The following is a 12,436-nucleotide window of genomic DNA, read 5'->3' on the forward strand; positions in this document are numbered from 1 at the left end:
TTTATTTATTAGAAGATTCAATTTTTTCCGCAGCCGCCGGTTCGGAAAATTTAAGCCGCTGCGCTTCTTCCTGCTCTTTCACTTCCGCGATCGGCCTATAATCTCCGGATTCGGATCTCTTGAGCAATTCAACGTCCAAGCCCAGACCTTTTAACTCACGGACTAAGACGTTAAATGATTCCGGAACATTGACCTTGCTGATTTCCTCGCCTTTAATAATGGCCTCATAGGCCTTGGAACGGCCCGGCACATCATCGGACTTGATGGTCAAAATTTCCTGCAAGGTATGAGCAGCGCCATAGGCCTCCAAAGCCCAAACTTCCATTTCTCCAAATCTTTGCCCGCCGAATTGGGCCTTGCCGCCAAGCGGCTGTTGGGTGATTAAACTGTATGGGCCGATTGATCGCTGATGGATCTTATCCTCAACCATGTGGTTCAATTTGAGAATGTAGTTGTAGCCGACTGTCACCTGGTGGTCATATGGTTCACCGGTCCGGCCGTCGCACAAAGTAACCTGGCCATTGGCCGGAAAGCCGGCTTTAACCAGTTCTTCTTTAATCTGACTTTCATGCAAACCATTTAAAACCGGAGTGGCCACGCGATAACCAAGAGCATTAGCGGCCAAACCCAGGTGAGTTTCAAGCAACTGGCCCAGGTTCATACGAGAAATAACACCAAGCGGAGATAAAATTATATCAACCGGAGTGCCGTCTTCCAAAAATGGCATGTCTTCAACCGGCACAACTTTTGAAATAACGCCTTTGTTGCCATGGCGGCCGGCCATTTTGTCGCCAACCTGAATTTTGCGCATATCGGCAACTTTGACCTGTACTTGTTTGATTACGCCCGGCTGTAATTTGTCGCCGTTTTCGGCGGAGAAAATCTTTATGCCGATTACGCGACCATGTTCGCCGTGTTCCAAATATAAAGATGAATCGCGCACGTCGCGAGCTTTTTCTCCGAAGATGGCACGGAGCAATCTTTCTTCGGCAGAGAGTTCAGTTTCTCCTTTCGGCGTGATTTTGCCAACTAAAATGTCGCCGGATTTTACTTCGGCGCCCACGCGAACGATTCCTTCGCTGTCCAAATTTTTTAATTTTTCTTCACTGACGTTGGGGATGTCGGCAGTCACGATTTCCGGTCCAAGCTTGGTTTCGCGGACGTCAATTACATAGTCCTCTATGTGTATGGAAGTGAAACGGTCGGTCTGCACCACTTTTTCAGAAATAATTACCGCGTCTTCGTAGTTAAAGCCGTCCCAAACCATGTAGGCAACCAGCATATTTTGTCCCAGCGACAGTTCGCTTTCTCTAATGCCCGGGCCATCAGTTAACGGATCGCCTTTTTTAACTTTTCCACCCAAATCAACAATCGGTTTCTGGTTTATACAAGTGGAAGCATTTGATCTGACAAATTTATTTAAATTATATGTGTGCTTTACGTCTTTTTTATCCGTAATCACTATATGCCTGCCATCCATTTCCGTAACTTCGCCGTCAACATCGGAAACCATAACGTGTCCGGAATAATAGGCGGCCTTTTGTTCAACGCCGGTACCGACAAGCGGCTGTTCCGGAGTGATACAAGGCACGGCTTGGCGCTGCATGTTTGTACCCATGAGTGCCCGGGTGGCATCATCATGTTCCAAAAACGGGATACAAGAAGTAGCAATGCTGATAATCTGGTTTGAAGCCACATCCACATATTCAATATCACTGGTTTTGGCCACGCCCGGATTACCATGAATGCGGGCCGGGGTTTCCGCGTCAATAAAATATCCTTTTTCATCAACACGGATGGTGGCCGCAGCTGTGTTAACCTTCTCTTCCTTAAACGCATTTATATAAACAATCTCATTGGTTAGTCGGGGTTTAACCAGTATGGTTTTTGATTTTGATTTTGCCAATTTGGCGGCTACATCTTTGGTAATCAAAGTGTTGGCCTTCACTCCTTCCATCTCTTTGCGTAAAATTTCACCTTCGGAAAATCTCGGCTCATTGGGCACTTCGCGCAAAACCTTTCTGTAGGGGGTCTCAATAAATCCGAATTCATTAACCCGGGCAAAGCTGGATAAATGGTTAACTAAGCCAATATTCGGACCTTCAGGAGTAGCGATCGGACAAATACGGCCATAGTGAGTGGTGTGCACATCGCGGACTTCAAAGCCGGCGCGGTCACGGGACAAACCGCCGGGTCCGAGCGCGCTCACACGTCTCTTGTGTTCCAATTCGGAAAGCGGGTTGGTCTGATCCATGAACTGTGACAATTGCGAACTCATAAAGAATTCACGAATCGCGCTGATAACCGGTCTGGCGTTAATCAGTTTATTCGGACTTAAGGTGTCCAATTCCTGCGTGCTCATTCGGTCTTTGACAATACGTTCCATCCTGGCCAAACCGACGCGGAATCGGTTTTGCGCCAGTTCACCCACCGCGCGGATGCGGCGGTTGCCAAGATGGTCAATATCATCCGGCTCTTCCTGGGTGACGTTTAAACGCACCACCTCTTTCAAAACCTGCAATAATTTTTCCGGAGATAATACCCGATTTTCTTTTTTCTCGTAATCTTCATCTTTATAATTTAAATCAAATTTAGTGTTGAATTTATAAACGCCGACGCGGCCCAAATCATATCTTTCAAAATTGAAAAACATCGCGTAAATCAAACTCTTGGCATTGTCCGCGGTAGCCAAATCGCCCGGACGGATTCTTTTATAGACCTCAATCAAACCATCATCGGTATTTTTGGCCAAATCCTTTTTAATGGTTGCTTCAATGTAATCTACGGTCGGATGAGTGTTGACATCTTTAAACAATTTCAACAGCTGTTCGTCATCGTTATAGCCAAAAGCGCGCAACAGAGAAGTGGCCGCCACCTTGCGCTTTCTGTCCACCTTAACCCAAATCACATTATTCAAATCGGTTTCAATTTCCACCCAAGCGCCTCGATTGGGAATAATTTTCGCGCCGTAATATCGGCGGCCGCGCACATTTTCAGCGGTAAAAAACGCGCCCGCGCTTCGAATCAGCTGGGAAACCACCACGCGTTCAATGCCGTTAACAATAAAAGTTCCGCGTGCGGTCATCAGCGGTATATCGCCAAGATAAATTTCCTGGGCCTTGGCCTGTTTGGTTTTTTTATTCAGCAATTTGGCGGTAACGCGAAGCGGCGCTTCAAAAGTAATATTTTTTTCACGGCAGACAACCTCGTCAAACTTCGGTTCATCCAAATAATAATCTTCCAAATACAGTTCCAGATCTCTGCCGGTAAAATCGGTCATCGGTGAAACCTCTTCAAATAATTCCTTAATGCCAAACTTCAAAAACCAGTCATAAGAATTTTTTTGCACCTCAATTAAATCCGGCAGCGGCATGGCATCGCGGTTGGTGGTAAAAAATTTACGTTTGGCCACTTGTATGGGCTGACGTCTAAATTTAGGCATAGTTTAGAAGTTATTTAGCAATTTTTTATGTAAATAGACAACAAAAATATCGCCTTTTCTTGAGGTAATCTTTAGACCCTATTGATATTTAGCCAAATCCAGCTTTTTTATCATGCTTGTAGATTTTGCTTTTTGCCTTATTTAAGCGAAAATTTCGTTTTTTTAACTTGAAGAATTGAAAAGTACTCTAATATTAACCTAAATTCAGGATCTTGTCAAGCTGAATCAAGAAAATTAATTTTGTCAAGGGGGTGACAAAATTTGTCTAAACTAAGCTAAAAAAACTCGCTCAACCATTTCTCCAAAAAAATCTATCCACAGGTTATGCACTTTTTGCCTTGTCTTGACAAAACCGAACCACTCACAATACAATAGGGTATCGCTAAATTTCTCCATATAGTTGCGCAAGAGTTGATGTCTCAAGCGGATCGGATTTTTAGAAAACAAATTTCTCTCTTTCTCTTGAACATTTTTTTGTTCAGAGAAACGTTTTCTAAATTTGATCCGTCACTAAAACATGCAACTCTTGTCGCAGCTTTGTGGAGAAATTTTTTTTATTAAAATTTTTAGGTAAAAAAAAGACCCAGCAACTTCGGCCCGCGCTGGGAAACGGGATGAAACCGTGGGTTGAGCCGGTCTAGGCCGCATCCAGCGGTTCCTCTGGATCTGACGACGGCTTTGGCGGCGGCATCTCCCTGACGGCGACCACCTTGAGCTCTTTGAGCTTGATGACGGCGCGATCCTCGCGCCTGTTGATCAAAAAGCCGCATACGAACCAGGCCATGAGTGTGGTGATGAGCGAGGTCAGAGTCCACCACCCCGAACTTGTCTTGTACCAGATGTAGATCGGCACAGCCACCACGAGCACGACCAGAATTCGGAGCGACCAGAACAAGAATTGGGAGACCGCTTCATTTCTGGCTACCCTCTTCTTGTATTCATCAAGGTTGGTTGTCTTATCCATTTGCCTCCTCCTTAGGAACTAGACCATGTTTACCATAAAATAGCGGTTTTGTCAAAGATTGCACTTCTTATTACGCTTCTTGGCATTCATTTTTTGTGGTATAATAATCATACAAGATATGTCCAGACAGAGGTCTAGATTAACTTATCGCAAAAAAGTAAACCTTAACCCAGATATCAGCCGCGGCCTTCTGGCTATTTTGTTATTTATTTTAGGCGGTCTTTCAACTTTAAGCTTTTTCTCTTTGGCCGGGGTGGCCGGACAATTCATTGATTCCCTGCTCTCAATCACTTTCGGCCAGGTCAGATATATTTTCCCGATTATTTTAATTTTGGTCGCGGTCCTGATGATCAAGGACATGGAATATGAATACCGCCCCACGCACTGGTTCGGTTCAATTTTCTTTATATTATCTTTCAACGGTTTGGTTCACTTGCAAAGACCGCTTAACGACATGTGGACCATGGCTTTGCAGGGATACGGCGGCGGCATTGCCGGTTTTGCCCTGGCCTGGCCCTTGGAAAAATACCTCGGCTATTGGGGAGGATTCACGGTTTTAATCGGCCTGCTCTTGGTTTCAGTTATCTTCCTGTTTAATACTTCGCTCGCCCAAATAGTTAACCTGCACAAAAAAGCCCTGCTGGTTTTTGGCTGGATTGGAAAACAAATTATTGCTTTCTTTGCCTTATTTAAGTCCGAAGAAAAAGTAAAATTTAAAATCAAAGGTGAATATCAGGAAAGCGCCGCAGAGGAGAATGAAATTGAAGAAGAGGAAGAAAAAAGAACTTTCGCGCAGAAAAAACTGGGTGAAGAAGAGGTGGACGAAACCGAAACAGAGCCGGATGAAAAACCAGAAGAACAGGAAATCCACAAAATTCCCAAACCGGTTATCCGGGACTTGCCGCCGATTGATTTATTATTCACTTCAAAGACCAAACCAACTTCGGGCGACATCAAGGGTAATGCTGAAACCATCAAGGACACTCTGCATAATTTCGGCATAGAAGTTGATATGGGTGAAGTGCGCGTCGGTCCGACGGTAACGCAATATTCTCTAAAACCGGCCAAGGGCATTAAGCTTACCCGCATCACCACCTTAAACAATGATCTGTCCCTGGCTTTGGCCGCGCACCCAATCAGAATTGAAGCGCCTATACCGGGCCAATCACTGGTTGGCATTGAAGTGCCAAATCAAAAAGTGGCTATGGTCACTTTGCGCGAACTGCTGGAAAGCAATGAGTTTAAAAAGACCGAACACAACATGATGATCGCGCTCGGCAAAGACGTGGCCGGAAAGGTTTGGTTCGCTGACTTGCCAAAAATGCCGCACTTACTGATCGCCGGCGCCACCGGTTCGGGAAAAACAGTTTGTATAAACACGATTATTTTAAGTTTGCTTTATCAAAACACGGCCGAGACCTTGCGCATGATTATGGTTGATCCCAAACGCGTTGAACTTACAATGTATAATGGTATTCCCCATTTACTCACTCCGGTAATCACTGACGCGGCCAAAACAGTTAATGCCCTGAAATGGACAATCGGAGAAATGGACCGCAGATTTAATGTCCTCGCTGAATCGGGCAAAAGAGATATTGAGTCATACAACAGAACCGCTTCTGAAAAACTTCCGCATATTATATTTATAATTGATGAGCTGGCCGATTTGATGGCCATGGCCGCCAGCGAAGTTGAAGCCGGTATTATCCGCCTGGCTCAAATGGCACGCGCGGTGGGCATACATTTGATCGTTGCCACCCAAAGACCAAGCGTGGAGGTAATCACCGGTCTGATGAAAGCAAACATTCCGGCCCGCATCGCTTTTTCCGTCGCTTCAATTATTGATTCACGCACGATTTTGGATTGCCAGGGAGCGGACAAACTTCTTGGCCGTGGCGACATGTTGTTTTTAACCGCCGAACTCTCAAAACCAAAACGTTTACAGGGTGCGTTTGTTTCCGAAGAAGAAATGAAACGGGTAATTGATCATTTGAAAGGCGATGAACCACCGGAGTATGATGAATCAATCGTTTCTAAAAATGCCGGCGGGTTCGGCGCGGGCACAGTGAACATGTTTGGCGGCGCGAGCGATGATTATGATCCCCTATTTGATGAGGCCAAGCGAATTGTGATAGAATCAGGAAAGGCCAGTGCCTCACTCTTACAGCGCCGATTGAAACTTGGCTATGCGCGGGCCGCCAGATTGCTTGATCAGATGGAAGAAGCCGGAATCGTCGGCCCGGTTGACGGCGCCAAACCGCGCGAGGTCTTTACCGAACATTTCCAGCCGGAAAGCGAGCCGGAACTGTCCACTGAAGAACAAACAATGGACGCGGGCGGCGCTCCGGTTTTGGAAGAAATAAAAAACGAAGAACAAACTCCATAAATTATTATGGCAATATTTTGCAGAAAAAAATTAGAAGCGAGTTTGCATGTCGGTGAACGGCTTAAAAAAGCGCGCGAAGACCGCTGCCTTAATCTTCAGGATGTTTCCGTTAAAACCAGAGTGCCGGTTAAATATTTGGAAGCGATTGAATCCAGCCACTTTGATTGTCTGCCCTGCGCCAAAGCCCACCGTCTTGCCTACATCAGAGAATATGCCCGTTCACTTGATTTAAGCCCGGCCAGTTTTCTTTATCAATTTTCCAAAGAATCAGATTTGGAAAATTACACACCCGTGCATCCGCACCGCAGTTTTAAAATCAGAAAATTATCCATCTCTTCTATTTTCAAAAATGTTGCCATCGCCGTTTTAATAATCGGATTTTTAGGATATTTGGCCTGGCAGATTAACGGCATTTTGCGCCCGCCCACGCTAACCGTTTTTACTCCGGATGACGGATCTGTCACCGGCCAGCTGACAACCAATGTCCAGGGCGAAACCGAAAAAGAAGTTCAACTGACGGTCAATGGCAAAGAAATAATGGCCAATGATAAAGGACAATTTGGGGCACAGGTGGGCTTGTCGGGCGGACTCAACACCATTACAATTTCAGCCACCAAAAAACACGGCAAAACAACCACTATCACCAGACATATCATAGTCAAACCAAGTTTAACATTGAATACTACTAAGTAATTTTTCGCCAAGCTACGCTAGTGCTCAAAATTACTTAGTAGTATTTTTTATTAACATTTGATATTTTCTTGATTTTCATATAACCTACTAGGGCTTATACTATAATCCTAATACTTAACCCAAATATATGCCAAAAATTTCCGAGGAGGTAAAGGAGAAACTAAAAGCCGCCGAGAGCGCAATTGAGCAGATTAAGAGCAAATTCGGCGAGGGTGCGATTATGAAATTCGGCGAGGCCAGAACCATGCAGGTTGATGCCGTGCCGACCGGATGTTTATCCTTGGACATTGCCTTGGGAGTCGGCGGCGTGCCCCGCGGACGCGTTATTGAGATATATGGCCCGGAAGCCAGCGGCAAAACCACCCTGGCCCAACACATTGTGGCTGAAATCCAAAAATTGGGCGGCATTGCCGCGTTTGTGGATGCCGAACACGCTCTTGACCCGGATTATGCCAAAAAAATCGGCGTAAAAGTTGATGAACTTTTAATTTCCCAGCCGGACACCGGCGAACAGGCCCTGGATATTGTGGAAACCTTGGTGCGTTCAAACGCGGTTGATGTGATTGTGATTGACTCGGTGGCCGCGCTTGTGCCAAAAGCGGAAATTGAAGGCGAAATGGGTGATTCACACATGGGTTTGCAGGCACGCTTAATGAGCCAGGCCCTGCGCAAACTAACTGCCATCATCAGCAAATCAAAAACTGTGGTAATTTTCATAAACCAGATCCGCATGAAGATCGGAGTTTTCTTTGGCAATCCGGAAACCACCACCGGCGGCAATGCTTTGAAATTTTATTCTTCAGTGCGCATTGAAGTTCGCCGCGCCGCCCAAATAAAACAGGGGGACAGAATAATCGGCAACCGCGTCAAGGCAAAAGTGGTAAAAAACAAAGTAGCCGCGCCCTTCCGCACCTGCGAATTTGATATTATGTATAATGAAGGCATTTCCGTGAGCGGTGATATGATTGACGCTGGGGTGTTATATAAAGTTGTGGGCAAATCCGGAAATTCTTATAGTTATAACGGCGAAAAATTGGCCGTGGGCCGCGAAGCCGCCAAAAAATTCTTAAGAGAAAATCCAAAACTAATGAAAGAAATCAGTAAATCGATTTGGGAAGCGGTCAAAAAAGGCGAAGCGCCGGAGGAAGAATCAGCCGCTGATATTGCGGACGCAAATGATGTGCCACCGCCGGTGGAAGAATAATAATGAGCAGCCCTTTTATGGGCTGCTTTAATAATATATGAACAAGCGTGTTTATATAATTCATGGCTGGAGCGACAACCCGGAATCGGGCTGGTTCCCCTGGCTCAAAAATGAACTGAAAGCAAAGGGCTATCAGGTTTTTGTACCGGCGATGCCGGATACAGATGCGCCTGACATTGCCAAATGGGTCGGATACTTAGCCGAGCTGGTCGGCAAGCCCGATGAAAACACCTATTTTGTCGGCCACAGCATCGGCTGTCAGACGATAATGAGATATTTACAGGGTTTGAACCCGGGCGCAAAAGTTGGCGGCGTTGTTTTTGTGGCCGGATGGTTCCAGTTACAAAATTTAAATGAAGAAGAAAAAGTTGTGGCCAAGCCGTGGCTGGAAACACCGATTGATTTTGCCAAAATTCGGGAAGCGGTTGGTGAAAATATTACAGTTTTGCTTTCAGACAATGACCCATTCGGAGCGCTTGAAAAAAATAAAAAAATATTTGAAAATAAACTTCACGCAAAAATAATTCTTCTGCACAAAAAAGGCCACATCTGCGAGTATGACCGAATAAAGAAGTTGCCGGAGGTGGCGGGGTTGTTTTAGATTAATTTGGGGAAATCTCAACTCCAAGCTTTTTCAGTTCTGACAAAAGTTTTTTTATCTTTCCTTCACTGTAAAAAGTTGTTTTCACTCCGTATTTTTCTACTAACTTCAAATTATCCTCACGATCATCAATAAATATCGCTTCTGACGGGTCACATTTTATCACATTTATCATCGCTTCAAAAAATTCTGGATCAGGTTTGGTATGACCGACTACAAACGAATAAACTGCGCCGTCAAAATTTTTAGAAAAATTATATTTCTGTTCCAGATACTCAACCCGGCTCTTCATATTGCCGGAAAAAATTATTCTGCGATAACCTAATTTTTTAAGTTCCAAAATTAACTTGGATATATCCTCATCTAATTTATAGCTGCCATAATAGGCATTGCGGATATAATCTATATCATAATCCGGCGGCAATTGCGCCTTCGCCCAATTCCAAAATTCTTCATCCTGAATTTTTCCCCGCAGGGCTTCTCTTCGTTTTTCAGATTTAATAATTTTTTGGATCAGTTCCGGGTCATATCCCTTTTCTTTTTCTAAAATACTTCCGATTTTACTGCTGCCATCAGCAAAAACTACTCCGCCCAGATCAAAGACAAAAGTTTTTATTTTATTTGGCATATTATAATTTACGAAGAAATAGATACAACCAATTGTGCATCGAGGGCTTTAGCAACTTTTTCCAAAAATAACAAAGAAGGGTTATAACTCCCTGACTCAAGCCGTGCTATTGCGGATTGTTTAGTTCCAATTTTATTTGCCAGTGCCGCTTGTGTCAGCCCTTTTACAGTCCGTTTCTCAATAATGGTCTGAATTAGTTTAAATTCAGCATCAAGATCTTTGTAGGCCTTGCGAACTGACCTGTCTTTAAGAAATTGCTTTTTAATTTTGGTATAGGATTTCATATTATAGGCAAGTATAGTATTAACAACTACTAACATAACATATACGTTATACTTTGTCAAGTCCTGTCAGCTTCTGCCGAGCCGCCAATATTTCTCTTTGAGGAATTTTTTGAGATTTTTTAATAAATCCACACAAAATAACGGCGTTGTTTTTATAAAATGTATAAAAAAGACGGACTTCCTGTTTGCCACGTACACGCAACTCAAAAATTTTATCACCAATCTTTTTACTATGCGGCATTCCCAGCTGCGGTCCAAACCGTTCCAAAAGATCAATAGTGCGCAAGATCTTTGCGATGGTTAGTTTTTCGAGGTTACTAATAAACACTTCAATTGTATTATCAAAGAATTTTACCTCCATATTATCTATAAGAAATAGTTTGTCGGGCTAGTGAGACTTGAACTCACAATCCCCTGGTCCCAAACCAGGTGCTCTAGCCAATTGAGCCATAGCCCGTTTAAAGGCCCCACATGGGGCCAATCGTGCCGAGGGCGAGAGTCGGACTCGCTACGCAAGGATTTTCAGTCCTTCGCTCTACCGATGAGCTACCTCGGCATTTTTTAGTCGCCCTAGGCGACCAGTGGACCGAACTTCGTCTTTCAAGAACTCGAGGATATGTATTCGAGCGTGTGCACGAACACTCCCAAGCTCAAAGACTTCCTGCAAGAAAACGGCGATTGTGCCACTCCTCCGCGAGAGTCCGCTGGGTCTGTAGTATAAGCAATCGAACCAGACTTGTAAAGAGACGCAGCGATCCCAATACCATAGAGGTGCTTACTCTTAAGCGGTTCATGTCAGAATCATCTGCAGCCGGTCCTTGGGCTTGTGGTGCTCCGCCGGAACAATCTCCAATGCATCCCTCACCTGACGACACAGCGATGGCGCATCCGGGCGCTTCAGGAACGCCCGCCAAGCATCGGGATACACCTGTCGAAGGATGAGCAGTCCGAACGACAGAGGACGAAGCATCCGCACGGTGAATAGACGAATCTCGCTCCGGTGGCCTATGTGGATATGGGCCGATGGATGGATTCCCTCCTCGTAAAGAGCCGGACTGAGATCGTACCTGATTGGCGTCACAGCATCCCGCAATGCAGAGGTGTAGACGTACTCCTCGTATTCTTCCCAAAACTCATGTCCGACGTTATCAACATCCGATCCGAGCGTCTCGACCAGGAACTCACGGTATGGCAGGATTGCCACTGGACATTCGTAGAACGAAAACGACAGCTCACTGACCGGAGTTTCTGGCTTAAACTGCAAGATCGACCAGTCTCGAAGTCGCAGGTCATAGAACTGGTTTCGAACGTAGTACTCCCATTCCTCTCGGTACGGTCTCTTGCGAACGCTCTTAGCGAGATCGGCGGGATAGTGGACCCTCTCATTCACGAGATCTGCGAGGTCCAAGTCCTTGTAAATCGCCTCAACCCGCGTGATTTGGGCTCTGAATTGCCCTTGGTTCATCTCTTCGTCCCCCTTTTGCTCCGTCCCACGCATCGATTCGAACTGGGCCCTTCAGTGACAGCATGGTCCGGAACGCCTTTCCTCGACGGAAGTATACCAGAGTCCACTACCGGTAGACCCGCCTCCTCGTCGAAGCGTGCTCCGCTGCTGTTGCGGAGCACTCATGCACCCGAGTCACTTCCGAGCAGCAACAAAAAGAACTGTCCAAGGGGGACAGTTCGCGCGAGGTCCGCCGGAAGAACCGGCCGAACTCGATCCGGGGCGCCGACGAGGCGCCCACTGCAGGAATGAGCAAGGCGACACTACTCTGAATGTCGGCGGGGGCCCGCCGGCTGCTCGATGTATCCAGCATCGGGCTGAAGGCAGGGCCAGCAGTGCAACGCCGACGCGAGAGGCCAACATGACGCGTCAGCACGGTACCACTGATCCGAACCACCACCGGCAGGCCCCCAGGTCGCACGCCAACTACTCGCGCGACCCCGGGGCCCCCTCCGGTGTCAGGTACTACTACCAGGAAACACGTGTAGTTGTCAAGTGTTACATCGGAAGATGCGCGCTGGCTGTCTGTGCCGTCTTCGTGATCGCGTTCCTGACCACCTTCTCAAGAACCAGGTCCGAGTTGCCCGCGCCAATGAAGGCTACGAACTTGGAGAGCACCGAGAGGTATCTCTTGATGGTTATCGGACTACGGCCGCGCTCGACGCGCAGGTAGCCCTCGAAGGACCGGACCAGTACATTCATATCCAGGGGAGGAATTGGAATCACGGCT

Annotated in this window: 11 protein-coding genes and 2 tRNA genes; 4 read left to right on the forward strand and 9 right to left on the reverse strand. The window is 46.1% G+C overall.

Annotated elements, in window-relative coordinates:
* Position 1: 1 nt before the first annotated feature.
* Positions 2-3,442: a DNA-directed RNA polymerase subunit beta gene (locus WC526_04785; protein MFA5062434.1), complete on the reverse strand. Its 3,441-nt coding sequence runs from the start codon at positions 3,440-3,442 to the stop codon at positions 2-4.
* 637 nt (positions 3,443-4,079) lie between these two features.
* Complete coding sequence (locus WC526_04790) at positions 4,080-4,406, reverse strand: hypothetical protein (protein MFA5062435.1); 327 nt, start codon at positions 4,404-4,406, stop codon at positions 4,080-4,082.
* Positions 4,407-4,524: 118 nt separating this feature from the next.
* On the opposite strand from WC526_04790, the gene WC526_04795 reads away from it, so the two are divergent.
* The 4 genes from WC526_04795 (at position 4,525) to WC526_04810 (ending at position 9,290) form a co-directional block, all read left to right on the forward strand.
* On the forward strand, positions 4,525-6,792 hold the full coding sequence (locus WC526_04795) for a DNA translocase FtsK 4TM domain-containing protein (GenBank protein ID MFA5062436.1): 2,268 nt from the start codon (positions 4,525-4,527) through the stop codon (positions 6,790-6,792).
* Positions 6,793-6,798: 6 nt separating this feature from the next.
* Positions 6,799-7,485: a helix-turn-helix domain-containing protein gene (locus WC526_04800; protein MFA5062437.1), complete on the forward strand. Its 687-nt coding sequence runs from the start codon at positions 6,799-6,801 to the stop codon at positions 7,483-7,485.
* 127 nt (positions 7,486-7,612) lie between these two features.
* On the forward strand, positions 7,613-8,689 hold the full coding sequence (gene recA / locus WC526_04805; GenBank protein ID MFA5062438.1) for a recombinase RecA: 1,077 nt from the start codon (positions 7,613-7,615) through the stop codon (positions 8,687-8,689).
* 37 nt (positions 8,690-8,726) lie between these two features.
* Entirely contained in the window at positions 8,727-9,290 is a 564-nt protein-coding gene (locus WC526_04810) for an alpha/beta fold hydrolase (GenBank protein ID MFA5062439.1), read from the forward strand.
* A 1-nt stretch (position 9,291) separates the two neighbouring features.
* On the opposite strand, the gene WC526_04815 is transcribed toward WC526_04810, so the two are convergent.
* The 7 genes from WC526_04815 to WC526_04845 form a co-directional block, all read right to left on the reverse strand.
* On the reverse strand, positions 9,292-9,918 hold the full coding sequence (locus WC526_04815) for an HAD-IA family hydrolase (protein MFA5062440.1): 627 nt from the start codon (positions 9,916-9,918) through the stop codon (positions 9,292-9,294).
* Positions 9,919-9,926: 8 nt separating this feature from the next.
* The gene (locus WC526_04820; GenBank protein ID MFA5062441.1) at positions 9,927-10,238 is read right to left on the reverse strand and encodes a helix-turn-helix transcriptional regulator; all 312 of its coding nucleotides are present in this window, start codon (positions 10,236-10,238) and stop codon (positions 9,927-9,929) included.
* 10 nt (positions 10,239-10,248) lie between these two features.
* The gene (locus WC526_04825) at positions 10,249-10,563 is read right to left on the reverse strand and encodes a type II toxin-antitoxin system RelE/ParE family toxin (protein ID MFA5062442.1); all 315 of its coding nucleotides are present in this window, start codon (positions 10,561-10,563) and stop codon (positions 10,249-10,251) included.
* 22 nt (positions 10,564-10,585) lie between these two features.
* A tRNA-Pro gene (locus WC526_04830) sits at positions 10,586-10,659 on the reverse strand.
* A gap of 27 nt (positions 10,660-10,686) precedes the next feature.
* Positions 10,687-10,758: transfer RNA gene (locus WC526_04835), tRNA-Phe, on the reverse strand.
* A gap of 234 nt (positions 10,759-10,992) precedes the next feature.
* Positions 10,993-11,700 (reverse strand): DUF2290 domain-containing protein, encoded by a 708-nt coding sequence (locus tag WC526_04840; protein ID MFA5062443.1) that lies wholly within the window; start codon positions 11,698-11,700, stop codon positions 10,993-10,995.
* A 504-nt stretch (positions 11,701-12,204) separates the two neighbouring features.
* Positions 12,205-12,436, reverse strand: a 232-nt coding sequence (locus WC526_04845; protein MFA5062444.1) for a site-specific integrase, incomplete at its 5' end; no start/stop codon positions are given.

The sequence above is a fragment of the Patescibacteria group bacterium genome (assembly GCA_041649475.1).
GTDB lineage: Bacteria > Patescibacteriota > Patescibacteriia > Magasanikbacterales > GWA2-37-8 > JBAZNA01.